The organism is Arthrobacter sp. AL12 (assembly GCF_029960645.1).
Classification (GTDB): Bacteria; Actinomycetota; Actinomycetes; order Actinomycetales; family Micrococcaceae; genus Arthrobacter.
In genome coordinates, this window is sequence record NZ_JASBQY010000009.1 from 109675 (window position 1) to 136466 (window position 26792).

General features: G+C 68.1%; 23 protein-coding genes. 8 read left to right on the forward strand and 15 right to left on the reverse strand.

Annotation, left to right across the window (positions count from 1 at the left end; all coding sequences use genetic code 11):
- Together QK291_RS11775 and QK291_RS11780 are read left to right on the forward strand one after the other, a co-directional pair.
- Window positions 1–2493 (forward strand): helicase-associated domain-containing protein, encoded by a 2493-nt coding sequence (locus QK291_RS11775; RefSeq protein WP_282381999.1) that lies wholly within the window; start codon window positions 1–3, stop codon window positions 2491–2493.
- Entirely contained in the window at window positions 2490–4145 is a 1656-nt protein-coding gene (locus QK291_RS11780) for a DNA repair helicase XPB (protein ID WP_282382002.1), read from the forward strand. Before QK291_RS11775 ends, QK291_RS11780 begins: the two co-directional genes overlap by 4 nt.
- Window positions 4146–4236: 91 nt before the next feature.
- Here the strand turns inward: QK291_RS11780 and QK291_RS11785 are convergent, their stop codons facing one another.
- Both QK291_RS11785 and QK291_RS11790 read right to left on the reverse strand, forming a co-directional pair.
- Window positions 4237–5112 carry an FHA domain-containing protein gene (locus tag QK291_RS11785; protein ID WP_282382003.1) on the reverse strand — a complete coding sequence of 292 codons (876 nt, stop codon included), beginning with the start codon at window positions 5110–5112 and terminating at the stop codon, window positions 4237–4239.
- 2 nt (window positions 5113–5114) lie between these two features.
- Window positions 5115–5375 carry a hypothetical protein gene (locus tag QK291_RS11790; RefSeq protein WP_282382005.1) on the reverse strand — a complete coding sequence of 87 codons (261 nt, stop codon included), beginning with the start codon at window positions 5373–5375 and terminating at the stop codon, window positions 5115–5117.
- A gap of 219 nt (window positions 5376–5594) precedes the next feature.
- Between QK291_RS11790 and QK291_RS11795 the strand changes: the two genes are divergently transcribed.
- The 3 genes from QK291_RS11795 (at window position 5595) to QK291_RS11805 (ending at window position 8190) form a co-directional block, all read left to right on the forward strand.
- Window positions 5595–6305, forward strand: coding sequence for a response regulator transcription factor (locus tag QK291_RS11795; protein ID WP_069952599.1), 711 nt, complete (start codon window positions 5595–5597; stop codon window positions 6303–6305).
- Between the two features lie 5 nt (window positions 6306–6310).
- Complete coding sequence (locus QK291_RS11800; protein ID WP_282382104.1) at window positions 6311–7789, forward strand: HAMP domain-containing sensor histidine kinase; 1479 nt, start codon at window positions 6311–6313, stop codon at window positions 7787–7789.
- 113 nt (window positions 7790–7902) lie between these two features.
- On the forward strand, window positions 7903–8190 hold the full coding sequence (locus tag QK291_RS11805) for a WXG100 family type VII secretion target (protein ID WP_282382014.1): 288 nt from the start codon (window positions 7903–7905) through the stop codon (window positions 8188–8190).
- A 44-nt stretch (window positions 8191–8234) separates the two neighbouring features.
- Here the strand turns inward: QK291_RS11805 and QK291_RS11810 are convergent, their stop codons facing one another.
- The 6 genes from QK291_RS11810 to QK291_RS11835 all read right to left on the reverse strand — a co-directional run bounded on the left by QK291_RS11810 (window position 8235) and on the right by QK291_RS11835 (window position 14023).
- Window positions 8235–9242, reverse strand: coding sequence for a ribonuclease HI family protein (locus QK291_RS11810; protein ID WP_282382016.1), 1008 nt, complete (start codon window positions 9240–9242; stop codon window positions 8235–8237).
- Between the two features lie 121 nt (window positions 9243–9363).
- The gene (groL, locus tag QK291_RS11815; RefSeq protein ID WP_160667642.1) at window positions 9364–11001 is read right to left on the reverse strand and encodes a chaperonin GroEL; all 1638 of its coding nucleotides are present in this window, start codon (window positions 10999–11001) and stop codon (window positions 9364–9366) included.
- Window positions 11002–11320: 319 nt separating this feature from the next.
- Window positions 11321–12541 carry an ABC transporter substrate-binding protein gene (locus QK291_RS11820; protein WP_282382105.1) on the reverse strand — a complete coding sequence of 407 codons (1221 nt, stop codon included), beginning with the start codon at window positions 12539–12541 and terminating at the stop codon, window positions 11321–11323.
- A 137-nt stretch (window positions 12542–12678) separates the two neighbouring features.
- On the reverse strand, window positions 12679–12885 hold the full coding sequence (locus QK291_RS11825; protein ID WP_282382031.1) for a cold-shock protein: 207 nt from the start codon (window positions 12883–12885) through the stop codon (window positions 12679–12681).
- 157 nt (window positions 12886–13042) lie between these two features.
- On the reverse strand, window positions 13043–13696 hold the full coding sequence (locus tag QK291_RS11830) for a LytR C-terminal domain-containing protein (protein WP_282382034.1): 654 nt from the start codon (window positions 13694–13696) through the stop codon (window positions 13043–13045).
- Window positions 13697–13777: 81 nt separating this feature from the next.
- The gene (locus tag QK291_RS11835) at window positions 13778–14023 is read right to left on the reverse strand and encodes a DUF3263 domain-containing protein (protein WP_282382106.1); all 246 of its coding nucleotides are present in this window, start codon (window positions 14021–14023) and stop codon (window positions 13778–13780) included.
- Between the two features lie 180 nt (window positions 14024–14203).
- Between QK291_RS11835 and QK291_RS11840 the strand changes: the two genes are divergently transcribed.
- On the forward strand, window positions 14204–14989 hold the full coding sequence (locus QK291_RS11840; protein WP_282382035.1) for a uracil-DNA glycosylase: 786 nt from the start codon (window positions 14204–14206) through the stop codon (window positions 14987–14989).
- An 85-nt stretch (window positions 14990–15074) separates the two neighbouring features.
- Window positions 15075–15914: a siderophore-interacting protein gene (locus QK291_RS11845; RefSeq protein WP_282382038.1), complete on the forward strand. Its 840-nt coding sequence runs from the start codon at window positions 15075–15077 to the stop codon at window positions 15912–15914.
- A gap of 59 nt (window positions 15915–15973) precedes the next feature.
- Here the strand turns inward: QK291_RS11845 and QK291_RS11850 are convergent, their stop codons facing one another.
- Window positions 15974–17470, reverse strand: coding sequence for a threonine/serine exporter family protein (locus tag QK291_RS11850; RefSeq protein ID WP_282382041.1), 1497 nt, complete (start codon window positions 17468–17470; stop codon window positions 15974–15976).
- Window positions 17471–17501: 31 nt separating this feature from the next.
- A complete protein-coding gene (locus QK291_RS11855) occupies window positions 17502–18575 on the reverse strand; it encodes a peptidoglycan bridge formation glycyltransferase FemA/FemB family protein (RefSeq protein WP_282382047.1) in 1074 nt (357 codons plus the stop codon).
- A 115-nt stretch (window positions 18576–18690) separates the two neighbouring features.
- On the opposite strand from QK291_RS11855, the gene QK291_RS11860 reads away from it, so the two are divergent.
- Window positions 18691–19245, forward strand: a complete 555-nt coding sequence (locus QK291_RS11860; protein ID WP_282382049.1) for a TspO/MBR family protein — start codon at window positions 18691–18693, stop codon at window positions 19243–19245.
- 1 nt (window position 19246) lies between these two features.
- On the opposite strand, the gene QK291_RS11865 is transcribed toward QK291_RS11860, so the two are convergent.
- The 5 genes from QK291_RS11865 to gcvP form a co-directional block, all read right to left on the reverse strand.
- Window positions 19247–20659, reverse strand: coding sequence for an L-serine ammonia-lyase (locus tag QK291_RS11865; RefSeq protein WP_282382053.1), 1413 nt, complete (start codon window positions 20657–20659; stop codon window positions 19247–19249).
- 165 nt (window positions 20660–20824) lie between these two features.
- Window positions 20825–22123: a serine hydroxymethyltransferase gene (gene glyA / locus QK291_RS11870; RefSeq protein ID WP_282382056.1), complete on the reverse strand. Its 1299-nt coding sequence runs from the start codon at window positions 22121–22123 to the stop codon at window positions 20825–20827.
- Window positions 22124–22143: 20 nt separating this feature from the next.
- Complete coding sequence (gene gcvH / locus QK291_RS11875; protein ID WP_282382059.1) at window positions 22144–22539, reverse strand: glycine cleavage system protein GcvH; 396 nt, start codon at window positions 22537–22539, stop codon at window positions 22144–22146.
- A gap of 48 nt (window positions 22540–22587) precedes the next feature.
- A complete protein-coding gene (gene gcvT / locus QK291_RS11880) occupies window positions 22588–23736 on the reverse strand; it encodes a glycine cleavage system aminomethyltransferase GcvT (protein WP_282382063.1) in 1149 nt (382 codons plus the stop codon).
- 12 nt (window positions 23737–23748) lie between these two features.
- Entirely contained in the window at window positions 23749–26637 is a 2889-nt protein-coding gene (gene gcvP / locus QK291_RS11885) for an aminomethyl-transferring glycine dehydrogenase (protein WP_282382068.1), read from the reverse strand.
- Window positions 26638–26792 lie beyond the last annotated feature (155 nt).

Sequence of the window (26792 nt, forward strand, 5' to 3'; positions counted from 1 at the left end):
ATGTCTCTTATCCGCGCGCTGAGCAAGGAACTGCAGGCACGCAGCGACGACTCGCTGCGGGCCTTGTTCTCCGCGCGGCCGGACCTCATCTCCCCGGGTGTGCCGGACTTCGCCGCCCTCGCCGCCCGTGCAAGCGGCCGCGTCAGCGTGCAGCGGGCCCTGGAGCGGCTGAACCGCCCGGAAATGCAGGTCCTGGAAACCCTGCACCTGTGCACGAACACGGACACCGGGCACAGCGCCTCGGCCCCGATGCTGAAGAAGCTGATCAACGGCGCGACCCTGACCGCCATCGAAAAGATGCTGCATTCGCTCCAGGAACTGGCCCTTGTCCGCCGGGCGGAACCTCCGCCCGGCGCAGCGCCGCCCGCGGGACCAAAGCAGCGCTACTACCTGCCGGTCGGCAGCCTCAAGGACGTCATCGGGATCTACCCGGCCGGACTCGGGCGCAGCTACACCGAGCTGGTCCGGCTCCAGCCGGCCTTCGCGCAGCGCGTGGTCCAGCTCGTCGGGGAACTGCACCGCGGCGGCGCGGCCATCTCCCCCGCGGCCACGCCGATGGAGGCCGCGCTGTCGCTGCAGCACTGGACGGCCACGCCGGAGTCCCTGCGGCAGATCCTGGCCACCGCCCCGGAACGCACCCCTGCGCTGCTCGCCCGCTTCGGGAACTGGGCCATGGGCGCCGTTCCCCAGGCGCAACGGCGCGCCTCCGTGCTGCACGAGGCCGCCGACGTCGGGCCGGTGGACTGGCTCCTGGCCCGCGGGCTGCTGGTGCCGCTGGACGCCGCCCACGTGGAGCTTCCGCACAGCGTCGGGGTCTCGCTGCGCGGCGGCTTTGTCATCGAGAAGTTCGCGCTGACGCCCCCGGTGCCGCGGCTTGGCTCGACCTCGGCGGCGCTGCGCCGCAACGCCGCCCTGGGCGCGATCGCCGAGACCCTCCGGCTGGTGGGTGAACTGCTGTACAGCGTCCGCGAACAGCCGCTCGTCACCCTGCGCAGCGGCGGCGTGGGCGTCCGGGAGCTCAAACGCCTGGCGGACGTGGTGCGGATCGAGGTGCACGACGCCGGGGTGCTGGCCGAGTTGTGTGCCCTGTCCGGCCTCATCCGCCTGGACGTGGACAGTTCCGCCTGGGTCCAGCCGGCGCAGCTGGAGTGGCTGACGCTGCCGCGACAGGAACAGTGGCTCTGGCTGGTCAATGCCTGGCTCGCCAGCGAACGCGCGCCATCCCTGGTGGGACAGCCCGTCAGCGGCCAGGCCGCGGTCCCGGCCCTGCACCGCGGGGCGGCCGGCGGCACCATCAACGCGCTCTCGGCCGAAGCCCAGCGCCCGGACGCTCCCGTGGTCCGGAAACGGATTCTGGAAATCCTGGCCGAACTGACCGAGGAGGCCGCGGCCCTTGACGGGCAGGCCCCGGTCCTGGATGCCGCGGCCGTGCTGGAACGCGCCGACTGGACCCAGCCCCGGATGGCGCGGCGTTTCAGCTCGCTGGTCCGCGGGATCCTGGCCGAGGCCGAACTGCTGGGCCTCATCGGCTCGGGCGCGCTAAGCCAGATCGGCGCGGCCATCGCCGCCGAACAGCCCGATGAGGCGATGGGCATCCTGGGCGAACACCTGCCGGCCGCCCTGAACCACGTCCTGCTCCAGGCCGACCTGACGGCGGTGGCGCCCGGCTATCTCGCGCCGGATCTGACCGAGAAACTCCTCACCATGGCCGACGCCGAAGGCCAGGGCCCCGCGACAATCTACCGCTTCTCCGTCGCCTCGGTCCGGCGCGCGCTCGACGCCGGCCAGGACGCCCAGGCGATGCTGGACTTCCTGGGCCTGCACTCGGCCACGGCGATCCCGCAGCCGCTGAAGTATCTGATCGAGGACACCGCCGCCCGGCACGCCAGGCTGCGGGTGGGGTCCGCCGCGAGCTTCATCCAGAGCGACGACGAAATGGCCCTCCTGGAACTGCTCAACTCGCCCGGCGCCGCCGGCCTCGGCCTGGTCCGGCTCGCCCCCACCGTGCTGGTCTCGCACGCCGCGCCGCGGGAAACAGCGCAGCTGCTCCGCAGCCTGGGGCTGTCCCCGGCGGTGGACGAATCCGAGGCAGGCGGCATCCGGCTGCGCCGCATTACTGCGGTGCCCGGCAGTGTCCGGCCGGTCTACAGCGCCCCGCGCACGGCCCCTCCGGAAGCCGACGTCGACGCCCAACTGGCAGTACTGCGCAGCGAACGGACCGGCGCCGGCGCGTCCCTGCATCCGGCCGCGGCCCCCGGCAGTGAAGAGGCGACGCAGCTGGGGCTGGAAACCCTGCAGAAGGCAATCCGGCTCAAGCAGCGTGTGGTGATGAACGTCGTCGACGGCATGGGGAATGCCGTGCGGGAAACTGTTGTTCCGGTAGCTGTGAACGGCGGACGGGTCCGGGTCTTCGACCCGGCCAGGGAAACCGAACGCGTCCTGTCCATCCACCGGATTATCGACGTAGAAGCCGCAGAGGAATTGCTCCAGTGAACGATGGACCGCTGATCGTCCAGAGTGACAAAACCATCCTGCTCGAAGTGGACCACGAACTCGCCACCGAAGCCCGCCACGCCATCGCCGCGTTCGCCGAGCTGGAACGTGCCCCCGAGCACATCCACAGTTACCGGCTGACGCCGTTGGGGCTCTGGAACGCCCGGGCTGCCGGCCTGGACGCCGAGAAGGTGCTGGACACGCTGCTGAAGTACTCCCGCTTCCCGGTCCCGCATTCCCTGCTGATCGATGTCGAAGAGACCATGTCCCGGTACGGCCGGCTGCGGCTCGAAAAGGACCCCCAGCACGGACTGGTCATGCGCACCAACGATTATCCGGTGTTGGAGGAGGTCAGCCGCGCCAAGAAGATCGCCCCGCTGCTGGGTCCGAGGATCGACGGCGAGACCGTCGTCGTGCACTCCTCCCAGCGCGGGCAGCTCAAGCAGATGCTGCTCAAGATCGGCTGGCCGGCCGAGGACCTGGCCGGCTACGTCGACGGGACCCCGCACCCCATCATGCTCGACGAGTCCGGCTGGAAGCTCCGCCCCTACCAGCAGCTGGCGATGGAGAACTTCTGGGCCGGCGGCAGCGGCGTCGTCGTGCTCCCCTGCGGGGCCGGGAAAACGCTGGTCGGGGCCGCCGCGATGGCCACCAGCTCCACCACGACGCTGATCCTGGTCACCAACACGGTCTCGGCCCGGCAGTGGAAGGACGAGCTGCTGAAACGGACTTCCCTCACCGAGGAGGAAATCGGCGAGTACTCCGGCTCCGTCAAGGAAGTCCGGCCCGTCACGATCGCCACCTACCAGGTCCTGACTACCAAGCGGGGCGGGCTCTACCCGCACCTGGAGCTGGTGGACGGCAACGACTGGGGGCTGATCATCTACGACGAGGTCCACCTCCTGCCCGCCCCGATCTTCCGGATGACGGCGGACCTGCAGGCCCGCCGCCGGCTTGGCCTGACCGCCACACTGGTCCGCGAGGACGGCCGCGAGGGCGAAGTCTTCAGCCTGATCGGCCCGAAGCGCTACGACGCGCCGTGGAAGGACATCGAGGCGCAGGGCTATATCGCGCCGGCCGACTGCGTCGAGGTCCGGATCGACCTGCCCCGCGAGGAACGGGTGGCCTACGCGATGGCCGAGGACGCGGACAAGTACCGGCTGTGTGCCACGTCCGAGTCCAAGACCCTGGTGGTGGAACAGCTCGTGGCCGGGCACGCCGGCGAGCAGCTGCTGGTGATCGGGCAGTACATCGACCAGCTGGACGAGATCGGCGAGCGCCTGAACGCTCCGGTGATCAAGGGCGACACCCCGGTCAAGGAACGCCAACGGCTCTTTGACGCCTTCCGCGCCGGCGAGGTGCACACCCTCGTGGTGTCCAAGGTCGCCAACTTCTCCATCGACCTGCCCGAGGCCTCGGTCGCGATCCAGGTCTCCGGGTCCTTCGGCTCGCGGCAGGAGGAGGCTCAGCGCCTTGGCCGTCTGCTGCGTCCCAAGAAGGACGGCCGCGCCGCCCGCTTCTACTCCCTCGTGGCCAGGGACACGCTGGACCAGGACTTCGCGGCCAAGCGCCAACGCTTCCTGGCGGAGCAGGGCTACGCCTACCGCATCATGGATGCCCGGGACGTCGGCACCAGCTCCCCCACCGAATGACCTTGCGCACCGCCCACCGCCCACCGCCCACCGCCCGGCGCACCGGCCTGGGCCGCCCTGCGACCCGCGCCCCTGCCGGACAGGCCCCGAACTAGCGGATGTACGTCGACCCGTCCTGTTCCAGGGCTCCGGTCCGCGGGTCGCGCTGCGGGCGCTGGTAGGCGAACTCGCCGCCGCTGCGGCCGCCGAAAGGGCGTCCGTGGTCGGCAAATTCTTCACGGAAGAACGCCAGGCACCACGGTCCCATCTGGAGGCGGGAGCCGGTCCGCAGGACCGACGCCGAACCCGGACCGAAGCTGCCGCTGACTTTCCCGTGCCGGACCAGGACGTATTCATCCCGGTCATTGTGGACGATTTCCGCATGCACTCCGTCGAGACCCGGAAGCTGCAATTCGGCGGATTCATCACTGCCGATGCGCACCCGTTCCGCGGTGAGGCTGAACTCACGAGGGACCTGCCCGTTCCAGGACTTCGAGTCCTGCACGAAAATCAGCCGCGGCCGTCCGCCGCCCCGCGTGTAGTGGGTCGTCGTGACGCGGCGGGGAATCCTGCGCTTCACCGTCGGTAGCAGCGGCAACAGGGTCCCCGGCGGCAGCAGGGACAACCCCCGGGCCGGAGAACGCCGGCCCCGTTTCAGCATGGGTGCCAGCGCTCCCAGCTTTCCCAGCTTGATGTGGGGTGACCTGGTAATCACCCGCTGCGACGCCGGCGCCCCGACGGCGCCGAGGCTGATGATCCTCCCGTCCGGTCCGTCCACCACCACCGTCAGCCCCTGGTCCGACAGCGTTTTGGCCAAAGGCCTGAGATCACCCAGGGACGGCAGCCGCTGCGAGAGCAGGGCGTCGATGCGGTCCAGCGCAACTACCACTTCATTTCCGGAGGCCTTCACGGATCCGCGGGCCTCCTCCCCGGATGCCTCCTGGAGGGAAAAGTCCAGGTTGATGTCAGCCCTGAACCGCGGGGCCATGGTCAGACCCTGTTCTCGTCGGAACCCGCTGCGTCCTTGTCGCTGGTGGTCACGCGCAGGCTCCCGTTGAGCTTCCACGTGGCCCGCGGCGCGTCCGGGCCAATGTCGCGGGGAACCTCGATGGTCATGTCGACGAAGTTGTAGTTGATCGCGGCACCTTTGCCGGTCAGGTAGGACCACATCTCTTCGGCAAGATCCGCCCAGTCGCGGATGCTCCGGTCACCGGGGCCTGAACTGTCCACTGCGTTGCTCTCAGTCGTCACTGTGTGTCCTCTTCATTGGGTAGCCGCGTCCAAGCCGCGGTGGCGGAGTGGTTCGATAGGGCCACTCTAATATCGTCCTCGGCGCAGGGGAATGCCTCCGACGGAAACGCCTCCGTTCACCGCAGCGGCGGGTCACGGGCTGACCGGTGGCAGTCCAAGCCCACAAAACACACATCTTCCATTCAGAGAACTCCCAGATTCTGGGAGCATCATGGGAATATGAAAAAGAACGGACCCGAAGCCAAGCTGCTCGTTGTTGATGATGAACCGAACATCCGCGAGCTGCTGTCCACCTCGCTGCGCTTTGCCGGCTTTGAGGTCGTCTCGGCATCCAACGGGCGCGAGGCGCTGGCTGCGGCCGATCTGCATTCCCCCGATCTGGCGGTCCTGGACGTCATGCTGCCGGATATGGACGGCTTCACCGTCACCCGCCGGCTGCGTGCCGCGGGCAAGCACTTCCCCGTTCTCTTCCTCACGGCCAAGGATGACACCGAGGACAAGGTCATGGGCCTGACCGTGGGCGGCGACGACTACGTCACCAAGCCCTTCAGCCTCGACGAGGTGGTGGCCCGCATCCGCGCCGTGCTGCGCCGGACCCAGCCGCTGCAGGATGACGATGCGGTCATCCGCGTCGATGACCTGGAGCTCGACGACGACGCCCACGAGGTCCGCCGCGGCGGCACTGTGATCGAGCTGTCCCCCACCGAATTCAAGCTCCTGCGCTACCTCATGCTGAACCCCAACCGCGTGCTGTCCAAGGCCCAGATCCTGGACCACGTCTGGGAATACGACTTCAACGGGGATGCCTCGATCGTCGAATCCTACATTTCCTATCTGCGGCGCAAGGTGGATATTGACCCGGACGCTCCGGCCCTGATCCAGACCAAACGGGGCGTGGGGTACGTCCTGAGGACGGCCGAGAAGCGCTGACCTTGCTGCTGCACCGTTGGAAGTCGGCGCCGCTGCGGTCCCAGCTTGTTGCCATCATGACCGCGCTGATGCTGGTGGCCCTGGCTGCCACCGGCGCAGGAACCCTGACCCTGCTGCACAGCTATCTGCAGGGACAGGTCGATGACAAGCTCCGGGCCGCGGTCTCCTCGGTGCGCCAGCAGCAGTCCTTCAGCCAGCTCCAGGACCAGAACCAGAGCATCCCCACCGACTACTCGCTGATGCTCTTCACCCCGGGTCAGCCCCCGCTGCCGTTCGGCGGCGACAAGGCACTCCACCCGGACATCGCCGGCATCAGCGCCGCCGAGGCCGCGGACCGCGCACAAACCCCGTTCCAGGTCCGCGGCACGGACGGACGCAACTGGCGGGTGGTGGCGCTGAACGTTGTCGACAGCAACCAGCGCAGCTCCGTGGTGGTCATCGGACTCCCCCTGTGGCCGGTCGATTCCGTGATGGAACACGCCGTCCTGGTGGTCGTCGGCGTCGGGCTGCTGACCCTGGTCCTGGCGTTCTTCATCGCCACCTGGAGCATCTCGCGGTCCTTCCGGCCGCTGGCCCGGGTCGAAAAGACCGCCGCGGCGATTGCCGCCGGCGACCTCTCCCGCCGCGTCGAAATTGAGAACCCGAACACCGAGGTGGGCCGGCTGGGCAGCTCCCTCAATGCCATGCTCGCCCATATCGAGACGGCCTTTGCCGCCCGGATGGCCTCCGAGGCTCGGATGCGCCGCTTCGCCGCTGATGCCTCCCACGAACTGCGCACCCCGCTTGTGACGATCCGCGGCTTCTCCGAGCTGTACCGGCACGGCGCGTTGTCCACCCCGGAGGATGTGGCGACTGCGATGGGGCGGATCGAAAGCGAAGCCAAACGGATGGGGACCATGGTGGAGGACCTGCTGCTGCTGGCCAGGATCGATGAGCAGCGGCCGCTGCAGCAAAAGCCCGCCGATCTGCTGCTGATTGCCAACGACGCCGTGGTGGACACCCAGGCCAGCGACCGCGGCCGCGTCATCACCCTGACCGGGTTCGACGGCGGTCCGCCCGGTCCGGCGCCGGTGCTCGGCGACGAGGCCAAGCTGCGCCAGGTTGTCGGCAACCTCGTGGGCAACGCCCTGCGCTACACCCCCGAGGGCACGCCCATCGAGCTCGCCGCCGGCGTCCGGACCGACGCGGACGGCGCCCGGCAGTCCGTCATCGAGGTCCGCGACCACGGCCCCGGCGTCCCGGACGAAGAAGCCGCGCGGATCTTCGAGCGGTTCTACCGCGCGGACACCTCCCGCACCCGGGAAACCGGAGGAAGCGGGCTGGGCCTGGCGATCGTCGCTGCCATCGTCGGCTCGCATGCCGGCACCGTCCGGGTCGCGAAGACCGACGGCGGCGGAGCCACCCTGGTGGTCAGCCTGCCGTTCCTGGACGAGGCGGAGGATGACGGTCCGGATGACGGCACGGGTTCCGGTGACGGGGCGTAGCCCGGACCCCTGCAGGTTTTCCACATAGCCGGACCGCGCGGTCCCCGGGCCCCTGCGGCCTGCCTAGGCTCGAAGGGTCCGGAGAGTCCGGATTACCGCAGAGAGGGCATCCCATGAGCATCATCTCCGTCGACACGGAACTTCTCCAGCTCAAGTCGGCAAACGTCAAGGCCACGGTCGACCGGATCAGCGCTGACGTCCAGGCCATGAAACACGGTCTGGACGAATTGCAGGCCACGTGGCGCGGATCGGCAGCCACCAACTTCCAGGCCCTCGTGGCCGAGTGGACCCTGACCCAGGGGAAGGTAGAGGCATCCCTGGCGTCGATCAATCTGGCTTTGAACTCCGCAGCGGCGAGCTACGCCCAGGCCGAGCTGCACAATACCCAGCGCTTCAGCTGAACCAGCGTTTCGCCTGAGCGGCCGCCACGACGCAGGAGAAGGGCTCAGGCTTCGGGCGTGCCCTGATGGAAGCGGAGCCGCCACTGAGCGCCGTCGTGGACCCACAGGGAGCTGCGCAGGGCCGTCCCTGACCGGGCGTGGCTGCGGTAGGTCAGGAGGACCGTCCGCTCGCCCAGCCGGTCCGCGCCCAGCAGTTCCAGCTCGATGGGGGTTCCCGGGTGATCTTCGAGGGACATCAGCACCGCGTCCCGGGTCCAGATCCGGCCTGAGCTGCCGATCTCGGTGAAATCCGGGTGCAGCAGCACACCGGTGCGGCCGGGGTCAGCCCGGGTTTCGGGCCGGAGGAGTTCGCGCTCCAGTGCCTCCACGATGGCTTCCGGGCTCGCGTCGGTGCCCGGGGCGGGCATGGTGTCCTCGTCGAGCTCGCTGAAGAGGTCGGGTTCCTCGAAGAGCGACGGTTCGCCAAACAGCTGCTGCTGGCCGGCCAGGGCCGGCGCGGCCCGGGTTGCGGGCGCTGCCGGCTGGCCCTGCGGGCCCTGAGCGGCTGCGGGCGCGGTCCCGCCTGAGGGCGCCTGCGCGTCGGCTGCGGCGCCGAAGCCGGGGCCCTGCCGGACGGCGACGCCCTGCTGGTACGCCGTCGCGGCGGCCCTCGCGCGGTCATCGGCCGCCTCGTTCAGGTCGTGACCGGCGTGGCCGCGCACCCATTCGAAGGTGTATTTTCGGCCGACCAGCGCCTGGTCGATTTCCTTGAGCAGCTCGACGTTCATGACGGGCTTGCCGTCGGACTTGCGCCAGCCCTTGCGTTTCCAGCCCGGCATCCACTTGGTGACGGAGTTGATGACGTACTGGCTGTCGCAGAGGATGTGCAGGTCCTCACCCGCCAGGTGCGCGGTGGAGCGGAACAGGTCCAGCACAGCCATGAGCTCGCCCATGTTGTTGGTGCCGTGCGGCCATCCCCCGGCCCTCCAGCAGTCGTCGTTCACGTACCAGGCCCATCCGGCCGGGCCGGGATTTCCTAAAGCCGAACCGTCGGCTGCTGCTGTAATCGTCACTGCACTATCCTGCCAGACCGGGCGGGCCTTCAACGCCGACGGCGGCCCCACCCGAAGGTGGGACCGCCGTCGTTGAACTGGAGGTTCAGCGCTGGACCAGCCGGCGCCGGAAGCCGGGTGGTTAGAAACCGCCCATGCCCCCCATGCCGCCCATGTCGTCGCCGCCGCCCATGGCCGGGGAGTTCTTCTCCGGCTTGTCGGCCACAACGGCCTCGGTGGTGAGGAACAGGCCGGCAATGGACGCCGCGTTCTGCAGGGCAGAGCGGGTGACCTTGACCGGGTCGTTGATGCCGGCAGCCAGCAGGTCGACGTACTCACCGGTTGCTGCGTTCAGGCCGTGGCCTGCAGGCAGGCCGCGGACCTTGTCGACGACCACGCCGGGCTCGAGGCCGGCGTTGAAGGCGATCTGCTTCAGCGGGGCATCGATGGCAACTCGGACGATGTTCGCACCCGTTGCCTCGTCGCCTTCGAGCTGCAGGTTGGCGAAGGCCTTGGCACCGGCCTGGATCAGGGCAACGCCACCGCCGGCGACGATGCCCTCTTCAACAGCAGCCTTGGCGTTGCGGACAGCGTCCTCAATGCGGTGCTTGCGTTCCTTGAGCTCGACCTCCGTTGCGGCACCGGCCTTGATGACTGCAACGCCGCCGGCCAGCTTGGCCAGGCGTTCCTGCAGCTTCTCGCGGTCGTAATCCGAATCGGAGTTCTCGATTTCGGCGCGGATCTGGGAGACGCGGCCGGCAATCTGGTCAGCGTCACCTGCACCCTCGACGATGGTGGTCTCATCCTTGGTCACAACGACCTTGCGGGCGCGGCCCAGGAGTTCGAGTCCGGCAGTCTCAAGCTTGAGGCCGACTTCCTCGGAGATGACCTGGCCACCGGTGAGGATGGCGATGTCGGCGAGCTGCGCCTTGCGGCGGTCGCCGAAGCCCGGAGCCTTGACGGCGACGGACTTGAAGGTGCCACGGATCTTGTTGACGATCAGGGTGGCCAGGGCCTCGCCCTCGATGTCTTCGGCGATGATCAGCAGCGGCTTGGAGGACTGCATGACCTTCTCGAGGACAGCAACCAGTTCCTTGACGTTGGAGATCTTCGAGTTGACGATCAGGATGTACGGATCCTCGAGGACCGTTTCCTGGCGCTCAGCGTCGGTGACGAAGTAAGCGGAGATGTAGCCCTTGTCGAAGCGCATGCCTTCGGTGAGCTCCAGCTCGAGGCCGAACGTGTTCGACTCCTCGACGGTGATGACGCCTTCCTTGCCGACCTTATCCAGGGCCTCGGCAATCAGGGCGCCAATCTCATTGTCACCGGCAGAGATCGAAGCGGTGGCGGCAATCTCTTCCTTGGTTTCGATTTCCTTGGCGGAGGCCAGGAGTTCGCGGGTGACAGCTTCGACAGCCTTCTCGATGCCGCGCTTGAGGGACAGGGGATCAGCGCCGGCCGCGACGTTGCGCAGGCCTTCCTTGACCAGGGCCTGCGCCAGCACGGTGGCGGTGGTGGTTCCGTCGCCGGCGACGTCATCCGTCTTCTTGGCAACTTCCTTGACCAGCTCGGCGCCGATCTTCTCGTAAGGATCGTCCAGCTCGATCTCCTTGGCGATGGAAACACCATCGTTGGTGATCGTGGGGGCGCCCCACTTCTTTTCGAGGACGACGTTGCGTCCCCGCGGGCCGAGGGTGACCTTGACGGCGTCGGCGAGGATGTTCAGGCCCCGCTCAAGACCGCGGCGTGCCTCTTCATCAAATGCAATGATCTTGGCCATAACGGCAGTAGTCCTTTCGGGACAGTCGTTAAGAATGAACCTTTGCTGCGGTGCCCGCGACGGACGATCCTTGCCCCGCGGCCTCTGTATGCCGCCGGGCCAGGGATCTCACCCCAGCCAGGTGTTTCTTTCGCTCCCGGATGCGGCTGCTGCAACTTCGCGGCCGGGAGAACCGGGCGTTGTTTTAGCAGTCGATACGCGGGAGTGCTAAATCAATAATTAGCACTCCCCCGGGGAGAGTGCAAGCAGTGCGCGCGGCGGAAGGCCCTGCACCGCCCCGCTGGCGGGGCTCCGGCACGACGCAATACGCTACGGGCGATTAACTCCCATTGCTGCCGGCCGTCTCGCTGCCGCTCATGGTTGCCGTGTTGTCCGCACCGTACGTGTAGACAACGTAGTTGGCTGAGCTGACATCACCGTTGGCGTCGAAGCCGATCCGCCCGGATTCACCGTCGTAATCGGGCCGCTTGCCGGCCCGGAGGACATCGAGGCACTCCTGGTAACTCTTGCAGACCGTGGCTTCGCCAGAGGGCCCGGAGCCGCCGGAGCCCTGGACCTTGCCGCCCGAGACGGCGATCAGGCTTGCCGCGATGGAGGCTCCGGCGTCGTCCTCCGCCGCAGCGGCCGCAACGGCAGCGACGTTGACGGCGTCGTACGTCTCAGCGGCAAAGGTCATGTCCGCCAGCTCCGGATCCACGGACACCAGTTCGCCCTGGAAGTGCGCGGAGGCAAAGGTCCCGGGCAGGATCCCCCGGGCGCCGCCGAGGGCGCTGGATCCGAGGCCTGAGCCGTACTGGTTGACCGCACCGTCGCTGAGGATGAGCTTCGTTCCGGCGACGCCGGCGTTGTTCAGCTCGGCGATGGCGCCCTGCGCCCCGGCCTGCGAGACCAGCACGACGGCGTCGGGAGCCGCCGCCTTCACGGCAGCGGCCGCCTGCTGGGCCTGGCCCGGGGCGAACCCCGCGACGGCGACGGACCCGAGACCGGACCGCTGGGCGGCGGCGGCGACGGCGGTGGACAGGTCCTTGCCGTAGCTGCCTTCCTCGTACACCACGGCGAGGGTGGCGGCACCGCTGTCCTTGGCGAGCTTGACCAGCACCGGGGCCTGCGCAATGTCGGCTGCCGAGGTCCGGAAATAGAATCCGCCGCTCCTGTAGCTGCTGAGCCCGCTGGCGGTGTTCGCGGGGGAAATCATGGCGATCCTGGCATTGGCCAGGACATCGATGGCGGCGGGCGCCCGGCTCGAGTCCGTGGGGCCGATGACGACATCGGCCTTGGCTTCCACCAGCGCCCTGGCCTGCGCTCCGGTGTCCGCGCTGATGGCCTCCGGGAGCAACTCCACCGGCTTGCCCTTGTGGCCGCCGGCGGCATTGATTTCCTTCACTGCAAGCTTGGCGGCGGCCAGCTGCGGGGCGTTGAGGAATTTCTGCGGGCCGGTGTTGTCGAGGATCAGCCCGATCCGCAGGGTGCCGTCACCGCTCGCGTCCGCCTGCTCCACCCGGGCGCCGCCTGCAGGACCCAGGCACGCGGTTGTGGCCAGGGCTGCAGCGGCGGCCACGGCCACGGCGCGGCCGACCCGCACGGCCGCCGCCCGGCGCCGGAAGGTGCTGCCGGGGGCGCTTCGAGCAGCCGCCTCATCGGCGGGGCCCTGCGGGCCTGGCGCTGCGGCGGCGACGGTCACTGGACGGGCCGGACGCTTTCGGCCTGCGGGCCCTTTTCGCCCTCGCCGACTTCGAGTTCCACCCGCTGCCCCTCGTCCAGGGCACGGTAGCCCTCCCCCGCAATGGCGGACCAGTGCACGAAGACATCGGCCCCGGAGCTGTCCACGGTGATGAACCCGTAGCCCTTCTCGGCGTTGAACCATTTGACGGTTCCCAAGGCCATTGGTGTCCACACTTTCAGTTGGCTGGCGGGCGGCCCACCACAATGTGGGCCGCGGAATGCAAGCAATCCGCAATTACTGTACCCACAGCCTCGGGCTGGAGCGCAGGGCGGGGGCCGGTCAGGCGGCCAATAGTTATTCAGGCGTAACCGGAACGGACTACCGGAACCCTGGTGCCAGGACAACAACGAGCGGGAGCTGGAAGTCCGCCGAGTCCACGACGGTCGGGATGCCCAGGAGTTTGCCAAGGGCTTCGGCGTTGCTCCTCTGCGCGGCGCCGCTGTAGAAAATGACGGAACGCTTCTGGGGCGCACCACCCCAGTTTCCGAGCGTGCCGACCGTCCAGCCTGAGGTGGAGACAGTTCCGCCCACGCGGCTGGCCAGGCCCGCAGTGCCCGATGCGTTGTAGACCGCTACCGGCTGGGTCTTGTCGACGACGGCAGCCGCGGAGGGGGTGGCGGACGGGATGGCGGACGCGGAGGGCGCCACGCTGGGCTCCGGTTTCACCGGCGCCGGGCTGGACGGCTGGGGGCTTGTCGGCGCCGGGGTGGAGGTCGTGGGCGCCGGTGACGCGGCGGCGCTGCTGCCGGTTTGCTCGGCCGCGACGGCCATCGTCTCTCCGGCGGAGGAGAATCCCAGCTTCGGCAGAATCAGGAAGGCCACGAGGCCGACGGCCAGTGCCGCGGTGCCGGCGGCCAGGATGGACCCCAGACGGCGGCGGCTGCGGCCGGTGCCGGCGGCTGCCCGGTGGACACCCTGACGTGTGGAGGTCTCCGGGACCCGATCAAATTCATCCCGAGTGTATTTGGTCATGGTAAAAACGACGTCCTTGCTGATTTCCGAGGATTGGCCCACGCCTGCGTCCGCACGGGAATCCGCGCTTCCGGCAGTGCTTTACGCCTCTGAGCCCAAGCGGCGGGCAGTCCGCGCACGTTGGCGTGACGTACGTAGTCTACGCAATCTCTTCACCAGCATGGGATCGTGGGCAAGCGCATCCTCGGTATCGATGAGGGCGTTCAGGAGTTGGTAGTAGTGCGTGGCGGAGAGGTCGAAGAGCTCCCGGATGGCTTGTTCCTTGGCGCCGGCGTATTTCCACCACTGCCGTTCCAGGGCCAGCATCTGCTGGTCCCGGCTGCCCAGCGGCGACTCGGGGCTGGTCCCGGCGGCAACAGACTCCGCCGTCGAAAGGTGCTCCTGCGCTTGTTCTGCCACGACACACTCCCTGCTTGTTCCGGTACGGCTGGATCCGGTGAAAAGTCTTCACCCATGTTACGGGCGAATAACAGTGTTGTCATTCGCCACCCTGCGAGAATAAGCCCTGTGCCTACCTCCGACTCCAGTGAATCCGACGCCCTGTTCGAGCTGGAGCCCGCAGCGACCCGGTCCGTGGGCTTCGCCGGGCTGGCCCGCCTGCCGTTGCCTGAGCTCGTGGCTGCCGACTGGGCCGGGGCGCTGGCCCCGGTTGAGGAAAAGTTGCGCGACGTCCTGTCATTCCTGGGCCGGGAAGTCGACGAGGGGCACGACGTCCTGCCGTCGCCGTCGAACGTTCTGCGGGCGTTCCGGCGGCCGCTGGCGGACGTCCGGGTCCTGATCGTGGGCCAGGACCCGTATCCGACGCCCGGCCACGCCGTCGGGCTGTCGTTTGCCGTCGACGGCGCCACCCGGCCCATTCCGCGCAGCCTCGCCAATATCTACAAGGAACTCGAGGCCGATCTGGGGCTGAACCCGCGGATCCACGGCGATCTCAGCGCTTGGGCGGACCAGGGGATGCTGCTGCTGAACAGGGTCCTCAGCGTCCGGGCGGGGGAGGCCGGCTCGCACCGGAACAAGGGGTGGGAGGCCATCACAGCGGCGGCGATCAGCGCTGTGGCGGACCGCATAACCGCCGACGGCTATCCCGCGCCGCTCGTAGCGATCCTGTGGGGCCGGGACGCCGGGACCATCCGGCCGCTACTGGGCTCCACCCCGGTGATCTCCAGTGCCCATCCGAGTCCGCTCTCGGCCTCGCGGGGATTCTTTGGCTCCCGCCCGTTCAGCCGCACCAACACTCTGCTCCAGGAACAAGGCAACGGCACGGTGGACTGGGAACTGCCGCCGCTCCCCTAGCAGGCTTCGCGGCCGGGCTTCACGGTCAGGGTTCCCCCAGGGTTCCGCCCGGGGTTGTTGGCGGTTATTGGCTAGGCTTGGCTTCATGACCCCAGTCCCCGCAGCCACCTCGGCCACCCGGAAATCCCGCCCGCAGACCAGCCTCACCGTCCTGCGCCGCGAGCAGCTATCGCCGCACATGGTCCGGATCATTGCGGGTGGGCCGGGCTTCGCCGGCTACGTGAACAACTCCTTCGTGGACCGTTACGTCAAGATCGTGTTCCCGCAGCCCGGGATCGGCTACCCGGAACCGCTGGACCTTTGGGAAGTCCGGGAGTCCATGCCGCGCGATCAGTGGCCGCACACCCGGACCTACACGGTCCGCTGGGTCGACGAGGCGGCCGGCGAACTCGCCATCGACTTCGTGATCCACGGCGATGAGGGCCTCGCGGGCCCGTGGGCCGCGTCGGCCCGGCCCGGCGACGCCCTGACGTTTACCGGCCCGGGCGGCGGGTATAACCCGGATCCGGCCGCGGACTGGTACCTCTTCGCGGGCGACGAGTCCGCCCTGCCGGCCATCGGCGCCTCGATCGAATCGCTGCCCGGCGATGCCCGGGGCCTGGCCTTCCTCGAAGTGGACGGCGACGCCGACGTCCAGGCCATCGCCGCGCCGGCCGGTGTGGAACTGCGCTGGCTCCTGCGCGGAGGTGTGCCTGCCGGGGCCAGTGAACTGCTGGTCAACGCGGTGCGCGACGCCACCTGGCCGGAGGGCCGTGTGCAGGTCTTCGCGCACGGCGAACGCGGCTACATGAAGAGCCTGCGGCAGGTGCTCTACGCGCAGCGCGGGCTGGAGCGTTCCCAGGTTTCGCTCTCCGGCTACTGGGCGATGGGCCGGGTGGAGGACGAGTTCCAGGCTGAGAAAAAGCTGCCCGTCGGGGAGATCTAACAGGCGCAGAATCCAGCAGGCGGAAGACCTGCAGTCGCTCGACCAGCAGACGCGAAGACCTAGCGGCGCCGGGCCCGCCGTCGTTCGTTGCTGGCCAAGCCACGCGTCAGGGGCCGGGCGAGCGTGTCACCGAGGACAATGCCGGCTGCCACCCCCATCACGATGGCCCCGGCGTTGAGCATCCCGCCGGCTCCGATGAGGATCTCGGATTCCTCAATGGTCAATACATACATGGATCGGAATATGGTGAGTCCGGGCAGCAGGATCAGCGCTGCCGGTACGGCAACGACCAGCTGCGGGGCGCCCATCCGTAGGGCGAGCACGCGGGCCAGCAGACCGATCACCACGGCGGCGAGGGCCGGTGCGAACCGCGGCCCGATACCTGCGGCTTCACCGCCGATGAGGACCAGGTAGCCGATGACGCCCACGGCCGCGGTGGGAAGCAGCAGCGCCCAGCTCGTCTGTTCGGTGATTCCGATCGCGATGACCGCGATGGCAATCATGATGCCCACGGCCCACCATGGATACGCCGGAGGGAATGTTTCCGTGACATCGATCGACTCCATCCCGGTCATGTCCCCCACCACGAAGCCGACGGCGATGCCGGCGACGAGCGCGCCGAAGGTCAGCATGGTGGAGACGAACCGGCCGGCCGCCGTGACCGGGAAGCCATTGATCGCATCCTGCACCGAGGAGACGAGCCGTCCGGTGGGCAGGAGCAGCAGGATTCCGCCGACCACCACGATGGCGGGAGGTATCTGGATTCCTGCCAGGCCGCCGAAACGCCACAACAGCAGGGCGATGAAGGTGACCAGGAAGGAACACGCGGCGGTGACGAAGAAGTCCGGGGTGCGCCAGCGCGACAGTTTTCGGGCCAGCAGGCTGACCAGGAGGTTGGACAGGAAGGCGACGGCCGAGGCGCCCGGGCCGCCACCGAGCACCCCGACGAAGACGGCGGAGAACACACCGAACGCCACCGTGACCATCCAGCGTGGGAACGGTTTGGAACTGTGCGTGATTTCCTCGAGCCGGCGCACCGCCTCCTCGCGTCCGACCCCGCCGGCGACGATGTCCGTGACCAGCTGGTGCACCTTGGCCAGGCCCGCGTAGTTGTTGGTCCAGGACCGCACGACACGGAGCAGCGTGATGGGCGTCTGGTCCTTGGGGGCGTAGTTGATGGCCACGGACTGGTTGGTGATGTCCACTTCGATGTGTTTGAGCCCCAGCGCGGCCGTGATGGCGATGATGCTGGTTTCCACTTCGAGGGCGCCGGCGCCGTACCGGAACATCGACTCCGCCAGGTGTAGCGCGAAGTCGATGGTCTTGCGGGCAGAGGTGTCCACCCCGCCGACCTGGATCATCGGGTTGGCGTAGGGGCTGCCGGCCAGACGGTCCACGATGCTCATCGGGGCGGTCGGCGGGTTCTCGCCCTGGACCAGACGGCGCAGCATCCGCTTGGCCGCGGCGTTCTGGCGCACCTGCGTGGCCGACATCGGCTCGGTCCTGGGCAGTGGGTCGGTGTGCGGCCTGTGGCGGCCGTCAGTTTCCTTGGTCATTCCGGCGTCCTTAATTTCCGTGGCTGCCGTTTTAGTAGAACTGCTGGCCCGTGCGGCGGGTGTAGAGCTGGCGGGCAACGCGTTCCCCCGCGGCCATCCAGGCCTTGTACTTCAGCGGGCTCAGCACCTGGTCGTAGCAGCCGACAAAGTCGGTCACGGTCTTGCTGAAGCTGGTCTTGAACAGGCCCAGTCCGTGGAACGGGTTGGACGTGTCCTTGAGCTGGTCGCTGGGGGGTGTGCCGCAGAAGTCGTATTCGGTGCAGCCGAGGTCCTTGAGCTGGTTGATCGCCGTCCACTGCACCAGGTGGGAGTCGCCGTACTGGCCGCGTTTCTGCAGCGAGCCGCCGTCCTTGTAGGTGCCCTTGCGGCCGTAGTTGATGACGAAGGCTCCCACGGAGGGCACGCCGTCCTCGTAGACGAAGAGCAGCCTGCCCTGGCCGCGGCTGATGAAATTGGTCCAGAACTGGCGGTAGTACTCGTACTCGCGGACCCGGACCTGGGACTTGGCTTCCACGGTGGTGGTCATCAGCGCGTACATGGCGCGGAAGTTTGCCTCGGTGGGTTCCATGTTGCGGACCACCACGTCCTCGCGGATGGCGCGCCGGACGGCGTTGCGGCCGCGCGAGTGCAGGTTGCGCAGCAGCTGGTTCTGGTCCGGGGAGATGTCGAGCAGGGCCGTGGAGTCGTTGGGCTGCAGGTTGTGGGTCTTGACCAGCCCGGCACCTTCGATCACTCGCTTGGTCTCGGCGGAGAGCACGATGTCCGGTTCGATCTTGATGGCGAAGACGCCCAGCCGGGCGCGCTTGACGAACTCGGCGTTGGCCGCGGCGATGCCGGGGATGTCGTCGACCGCAGCGACATCCGGGCCTTTGATCAGGTACCAGAGCTTGCCCAGGAGCGGGAAGGACTTTTCCAGGATGAGGTTGTAGCTCGTGTAGCCTGCCGTCTCGTACACGAGGTGAAGCGGCTTCCAGCCAAAGTGCTGCTTGACCTCGGCGAAGGCTTCCGATTGCAGGAGATTGCCGCCATTGGGGTTCGCGGTGACGTGGGCGTCCCAGTTGGCGATCTCTTCGGCAGAGGCGAAGCGGGCGGTGAATTCACGCAAGGGTGCGGCGTCCAATCATTGCGGTACGAGCGTCGGCGGCATGCGGACATGCAGGGTTAAGTCTATCCGCCCGGGCCCCTGTTCCCGCCCCGGACTCAGCCGCTACGCTGGAAGCATGCCGCCTGATCAGCAATCGTTAGCCGCAGGATCCGGAAGCCAGGAACACGCGCCCGCAAAGCTCGCGCGGGGACCCCAGCTGCTGGGACTGCTGGTCTTCCTTGCGGCCTCCGCACTGGTCGCGGGACTCGGTGGACTGGCCACCGCCAACAATGTCAACGGCTGGTATGCCACCGCAGACAAGGCGCCGTGGTCGCCGCCGAACTGGGTGTTCGGGCCGGTCTGGACGGTCCTCTACACCGCGATGGCCGTGGCCGCCTGGCTGGTCTGGAGGAGCCGGGCGGAGGGGGCCAGACCCGCCCTCACCGCCTACGCCGTCCAGCTCGTGCTGAACCTGCTGTGGACGCCGGTCTTCTTTGGCCTGTACCCGGTGCTCGGCACCCCGGCCCTGTGGATCGCCTTTGTCATCATCGCGGCCCTGGCGGTGGCCGTTTCCGCCACCGTGCTGCACTTCGGACCGATCAGCCGGGCGGCCGGGCTCCTGCTGTTGCCCTACCTCGCCTGGATTGTGTTCGCCTCGTCGCTGAATCTCTGGATGGCGCTAAACAACTGACTCAGCACTCCACCACATTCACGGCGAGCCCGCCCATCGCGGTCTCTTTGTACTTGGAGCTCATGTCCCGGCCGGTCTCCCGCATGGTGACGATGACCTCGTCGAGGGACACCCGGTGTGAGCCGTCGCCCCACAGCGCCATCTTGGCGGCGTTGATGGCCTTGGCCGCTGCGATGGCGTTGCGTTCGATGCAGGGGATCTGCACGAGTCCGCCAATCGGGTCGCAGGTCAGGCCGAGGTTGTGCTCCATCGCGATTTCCGCGGCGTTCTCCACCTGCTGGGGCGTGCCGCCCATGACTTCGGCCAGGCCCGCGGCCGCCATCGACGACGCCGAGCCCACCTCGCCCTGGCAGCCGACCTCCGCGCCGGAGATCGAGGCCTGTTCCTTGTACAGGACTCCGATGGCGGCGGCGGTCAGCAGGAACTTGACCACAACGTCGTCGCGGTCCTCCTGGGTGGCCTTGTCCATGCCAGGCGCGAAGTGCAGGGCGTAGTAAAGCACCGCGGGGATGATGCCGGCGGCGCCGTTCGTCGGGGCGGTGACCACGCGGCCGCCCGAGGCGTTTTCCTCGTTCACGGCCAGGGCGATCAGGTTGACCCATTCCTGCCAGTACTTCGGGTCCCGGAAGTCGGGGTCCTGTCCGCGGGTTTCCTTCATGAGTCGTTCGTGCCAGTCGGGCGCACGGCGGCGGACCTTGAGCCCCCCGGGCAGCAGTCCCTCGCGCTTGAGGCTGACCTCGACGCAGCCTTCCATCACGGAGTAGATGTGCAGCAGGCCTTCGCGGATCTCGGCCTCGGTCCGGGAGGCGCGCTCGTTGACGAACATGATTTCGCCGATCGAGAGGCCTTTGGACTGGCAGCGGCCCAGCAGTTCCGCGGCGGTGCGGAAGGGCAGGGGCAGTTCCTTCTTGGATTCGTCGAGTTCCTGCAGCGCCGCGTCCTCCTCGCCCTCGCGCACGATGAAGCCGCCGCCGACGGAGAAGAAGGTGGCAGTGTGCAGGATTTCGCCGTCGGCACCGGAGACGGTAAAGGTCAAGCCGTTGGTGTGCCGGGGGAGGATGGTCAGGGGGCGCAGGACCATGTCCTTCACGCCGTAGGGCAGCGGGACGGAGCCTGCCAGATGCAGTTTCCCGGTCTCGGCGATCGTGGCGAGCCGTTCCTCCACTTCCTCGGGGAGGATCAGCTCGGGGTGGAAGCCTTCCAGGCCGAGCAGGATGGCGGTCATGGTGCCGTGGCCGTGCCCCGTGGCGGCGAGGGAGCCGTAGAGGTCAACCCGCAGCGAGGCCACGTGTTCCAGCACACCGGAGGCCTTGAGTTCCGCGGCGAATACCGCCGCGGCCCGCATGGGGCCCACCGTGTGTGAACTGGAGGGACCGATTCCGATGGAAAAAAGGTCGAAAACTCCAACGGCCATTGTTGTTCCTAACTAGCTAACTGTGGCCCGGCAGATGGTCCTGCCGGAAGGCGGTGCGGCCGCCGGGTGGCGGTGGTTTCGCCGGGTGCACGACGCCGGGCGGCAGCTTGCGGCGGCGGTCCGGCGTCGTGATCTGTACTGCTTCTACTACCCGCAATACGGCCCTTAGGCGAGGTTCGCAACCGAAGGGTAGAGCGGGTGGGCGGCGGCAAGGGCCTCCACCCGGGAACGCAGGCCGGACAGGTCCGTGCCGGCTTCGGCGATCAGGGCCGCCGCGATGATGTCCGCGACTTCGGCGAATGCTGCCTCGCCAAACCCGCGGGTGGCAAGCGCGGGGGTGCCGATGCGCAGCCCGGAGGTAACCATCGGCGGGCGGGGGTCGAACGGCACGGCGTTGCGGTTGACGGTGATGTCGATTTCCGCGAGGCGGTCCTCGGCCTGCTGGCCGTTCAGCTCGCAGTTGCGCAGGTCCACGAGGACCAGGTGCACGTCGGTGCCGCCGGAGATGACATTGATGCCCTTGGCGGTGACGTCGGGCTGGACCAGCCGTTCGGCGAGGATCCGGGCTCCGGCCAGGACACGTTCCTGGCGTTCCTTGAACTCGGGGGACGCGGCGATCTTGAAGGCCACGGCCTTGCCCGCGATCACGTGTTCCAGCGGGCCGCCCTGCTGGCCGGGGAACACTGCCGAGTTGATCTTCTTGGCGATGTCCGCGTCGTTGGAGAGGATGATGCCGCCGCGCGGACCGGCGAGGGTCTTGTGCGTGGTGGAGGTGGTGACGTGGGCGTGCGGCACCGGGGAGGGGTGCAGCCCGGCGGCGACGAGCCCGGCGAAGTGGGCCATGTCCACCATCAGGTAGGCGCCCACGGAATCGGCGATCCGGCGGAACTCGGCGAAGTCCAGCTGCCGGGCGTAGGCGGACCAGCCGGCGACGATCAGCTGCGGCTTGTGCTCCTGGGCCAGGCGCTCCACCTCGGCCATGTCGATCCGGTGGTCCTCCTCCCGGACCTGGTACGGAACCACGTTGTACAGGCGGCCGGAGAAGTTGATCTTCATGCCGTGCGTGAGGTGGCCGCCGTGCGCCAGGTTCAGGCCCATAATGGTGTCGCCCGGACGGATCAGGGCGTGCATGACGGAGGCGTTGGCCTGCGCGCCGGAGTGCGGCTGGACGTTGGCGTACTCGGCGCCGAACAGGGCCTTGACCCGGTCAATCGCGAGCTGTTCGACCACGTCAACGTGCTCGCAGCCGCCGTAGTAGCGCTTGCCCGGGTAGCCCTCGGCGTACTTGTTGGTGAGCACGGAACCCTGCGCCTGCATGACGGCCTTGGCGGTGTGGTTCTCCGAGGCGATCATTTCCAGGCCGTCCCGCTGGCGGGTCAGCTCGGCGTCGATCTGCGCGGCGATCTCCGGGTCCAGGGCGGACAGCGCGGCGTCCAGACTCGGGGAGACTACCTGCTCAAACACGGCCGTACCTGCGGCCGCGCTCACAGCTCGCCGCCGTTCTTGGACGCGTACTCCTGGGCGGAGAGCAGCGGGCCCTCGGATTCGGCGGCGACCTTGAAGAGCCAGCCGGCACCGTAGGGATCGCTGTTGATCAGCGCGGGGTCCTCGACGACGGCCGGGTTGGTTTCGGTGACCTCGCCGGTGACGGGGGCGTACAGATCCGAGACGGACTTGGTGGACTCCACCTCGCCGCAGGTCTCCCCCGCGGTCACCATGGCGCCGACCTCGGGCAGGTCCACGTAGACGATGTCGCCGAGGGCGTCCGTGGCGACCGCCGAGATGCCGATGGACACAATGTTGGATCCGGCGTTGCCGGAGTCCCGTGCAACCCACTCGTGCTCGTCGGAGTACTGCAGTTCAGGGGCAACTCTTGCCATGTGTTTTTTCCTAAGTCTTGGAGTGGTCGTTGGTGCTAAATCTGGGGGTTACTTTTGGCGCTTGTAGAACGGCAGTGCGACCACTTCGAAGGGTTCGGCCTTGCCGCGGAGGTCGATGTCCAGGGCCGTGCCGGGTTCGGTGAACTCGACGTCGACGTAGGCCATCGCGACCGGATAGCCCAGGGTCGGGCTGGGCTGGCCGGAGGTGACTTCTCCGACGGTGTTGCCGTCCTTCAGGACCGGGTAGTGGCCGCGGCCGGCCCGGCGTCCGAGGCCCCTGAGGCCAACGAGTTTGCGGCCCGTGGTGGTGCCTGCGCCGGCTTCCTTCTTGGCCGCGAGGGCAGCCTTGCCGACGAAGTCGCCTTCCTTGGAGAGCGCCACGACCGGGCCCAGCCCGGCGGCGAAGGGGTCGCCGTCGAGGGAGAGCTCGTTGCCGTAGAGCGGCATTCCGGCCTCGAGCCGGAGCGAGTCGCGGGACGCGAGTCCGGCGGGGGTCAATTCGCCGTCCTCCGCGATGGCCACAAGCGCCTGCCAGAGGGCGGCGGCGTCGTCGTTCGCGACGAAGATCTCGAAACCGTCCTCACCGGTGTAACCGGTGCGGGCGAGCAGGAGCCCCTGGCTGGTGCCGCCGAACATAAAGGGAACGTCGACGGCGGCGTAGTACTTCAGGCCGGTCACGAGTTCGTGCTGCACGGCCGGAACGAGGCGCAGCAGGATCTCCTGGGCTTTGGGTCCCTGCACGGCGATCAGCGAGGTCCGGGCGGAGGCGTCCTCGACGGTGACGTCGAAGCCGCCTTCTTTGCCGGAACCGGCCCGCTCGGCCATGGCCGCGGCCACGACTTTGGCGTTGCCGGCGTTGGGGACCACCAGGAACTGCTGGTCGCCGCGGCGGTAGGTGATGAGGTCGTCGATGATGCCGCCGTCCTCGTTGCAGATCAGCGAGTACTTGGCCTTGCCGACCGCCATCGCGGAGATCTTGCCGACCAGTGCGTAGTCCAGGAAGGCCGCGGCGTCAGGGCCGGTGACCCAGACCTCGCCCATGTGGGAGAGGTCGTAAAGGCCCGCGGACTTGCGGACGGCGTGGTGCTCGGCCAGTTCGGAGCTGTACTTGAGCGGCATCTGCCAGCCGCCGAAGTCGGTGAAGGAGGCGCCGAGCTTCTTGTGCTCTTCGTAAAGTGCCGTGTAATTCTCAGTCATCGGTGGCTGTCCCTAGTTGTGAGAGGCGGAGTCGTCGGAGTGGTCTGCTGTGTCTTCTTCGAAGGCTTCGAGGGGAGGGCAGGAACAGATCAGGTTGCGGTCCCCGGCGGCGCCGTCGATCCGACCGACCGGCGGGAAGTACTTGTCCTGCTTGAGCGTGTGGACCGGGAAAACGGCCTGCTCACGCGGGTACTCGCGGGCCCAGTCGCTGCTGATGACGGCGGCGGCGGTGTGCGGGGAGTTGCGCAGCGGGCTGTGCTCGACGGTGAAGTCGCCGTGCGCCACCTGGTCGATCTCGGCGCGGATGGAGATCATGGCCGTAATGAAGCGGTCGATCTCGCCGATGTCCTCGGACTCGGTGGGCTCGACCATCAGGGTGCCGGCCACCGGGAACGCCAGCGTGGGGGCATGGAAACCGTAGTCGATCAGGCGCTTGGCGACGTCCTCGGCGGTCACGCCGGTCTTGGCAGTGAGTTCGCGCAGGTCCAGGATGCACTCGTGGGCCACCAGTCCGCCTTCGCCGGTGTAGAGCACCGGGAAGAAGTCGTTCAGCCGGGCCGCGATGTAGTTGGCCGCGAGCAGGGCCGATTTCGTGGCCTCGGTGAGGCCCTGGCCGCCCATGAGCTTCACGTAGGCCCAGGAGATCGGCAGCACGCCGGCGGATCCGTAGCGCGACGCGGAGATCGGGGTCCCGCTTTCGCCGTTCGCCGGATCGGCGGCGTTGCCCGGCATGAACGGTGCCAGGTGCGCCTTGGCCGCGACCGGCCCGACGCCGGGGCCGCCGCCGCCGTGCGGAATGCAGAAGGTCTTGTGCAGGTTCAGGTGTGAGACATCGCCGCCGAACAGGCCCGGCTGGGCCAGCCCGACGAGGGCGTTGAGGTTGGCGCCGTCGATGTAGACCTGGCCGCCGGCGGCGTGGATGGCGTCGCAGACCTCACGGACGTCGGCGTCGAACACCCCGTGGGTGGAGGGATAGGTGATCATGATCGCGGACAGCGCATCTTTGTGCAGCTCGATCTTGGCCCGCAGGTCGGCATGGTCGATCGTGCCGTCCGTGGCGGTGGCCACGACGACGACCTTCATCCCGGCCAGGACGGCCGAGGCCGCGTTGGTGCCGTGCGCGGACGCCGGGATCAGGCAGATGTTGCGCTGGGCCTGGCCGCGCGAGTGGTGGTAGCCGCGGATGGCGAGCAGGCCGGCGAGCTCGCCCTGCGACCCGGCGTTGGGCTGGATGGAGACCTGGTCGTAGCCGGTGATCTCGGTCAGCTGGGCTTCGAGGTCCTCGATGAGTTCGCGCCAGCCGGCGGTCTGGGATTCCGGGGCGAAGGGGTGGATGGAGGCAAACTCCGGCCAGGAGATGGCTTCCATTTCGGCCGTGGCGTTCAGCTTCATGGTGCACGAACCCAGCGGGATCATGGTGCGGTCCAGGGCCAGGTCGCGGTCCGAGAGGCGGCGGATGTAGCGCAGCAGCTGGGTCTCGGAGCGGTGCGTGTTGAAGACCGGGTGCTGCAGGTAGTCCGAGGTGCGCTCGACGGCGGCATCCAGTGCGAAAGCCTCTCCGGACTCCGCCGCGGCGGCGCCGAAGGCGGCGGCGACGTCGGCGACGATGGCCGCCGTCGTAGCCTCATCGGCCGAGATGCCGACGGTGTCCGCGTCGATGCCGCGCAGGTTGATGCCCTTGGCCTCGGCGGCGGCGATGATCTGCGCGGCCTTGCCGGGAACCGAGACCGTCACGGTGTCGAAGAAACTGGTGTGCAGGACGTCCAGGCCCGCGGCCTTCAGCGACGCGGCGATGGTCCTGGCGTGGCCGTGGGTGGTCTCGGCGATAGCCTTCAGGCCGTCCGGACCGTGGTAAACGGCGTAGAAGGAGGACACAATCGCCAGCAGGGCCTGCGCGGTGCAGATGTTCGAGGTCGCCTTCTCGCGGCGGATGTGCTGCTCGCGGGTCTGCAGGGCCAGGCGGTAGGCCGGGACGCCGGCGTTGTCCTTGGAGACGCCGACCAGGCGGCCGGGCATGGACCGTTCGAGGCCCTTCTGGACCGCCATGTAGGCGGCGTGCGGGCCGCCGAAGAACAGCGGGACGCCGAAACGCTGAGCGGAGCCGACGGCGATGTCGGCACCCTGCTCGCCGGGCGGGGTGATGAGGGTCAGGGACAGCAGGTCCGCGGCGACGGTGACGAGGGCGCCGCGTTCCTTGGCGTCGGCGATCACGGCGGTGTGGTCAAACACGCGGCCGGAGGCGCCGGGCTGCTGCAGGACAACGCCGTTAATGACGCCCTCGGGCAGACCCTCGGAGAGATCGGCGACCTCGACCTCGAAGCCGAGCGCCTCGGCGCGGCCCTTGACGATCGCGATGGTCTGCGGCAGGCAGTCGGCGTCGAGGACGGTCTTGCCGTCGTGCGCCGCCTTGTTCTTGTTGGCCCGTCGCATCATCAGCACGGCCTCGGCGACGGCGGTGGCTTCGTCCAGCAGCGAGGCGTTGGCAATGGGCAGGCCAACGAGGTCCTGGACCATGGTCTGGAAGTTCAGCAGGGCCTCAAGCCGGCCCTGGGAGATTTCCGGCTGGTACGGGGTGTAGGCCGTGTACCAGGCCGGGGCTTCGAGGATGTTGCGGCGGATGACGGGCGGGGTGAGGGTGTCGTAGTAGCCCTGCCCGATCATCTGGACGGCGGTTTTGTTCTTCGCGGCGAGCTTGCGCAGCTCGGCGAGGACCTCGACTTCGCTGAGCGCCTGGCCGAGGGCCAGCGCGGAGTCCTGCCGGATGTCCTTCGGGACGGCCGTGTCCACGAGCGCATCGACGGTGTCGTAGCCGACAGCCTTCAGCATGGCGTCGACGTCGGCCTGGCGGCGGGCGCCGATGTGCCGGTCAACGAAGGACGTGGAGGCTGAGGTAACAGTCACAAGGAACTCCATAACTAAGGCGGCGCAGGGTACGCCACATTGATTCGGGTTCCTCCCCACTCTGTATTGGACCTGAGAGTTTCCGCGCAGCCGTGCTCTCGCATGGCTCCGCTTGCACCGTCGGTGAGCACAGCATGTCAAAAGACAGCCTGCTA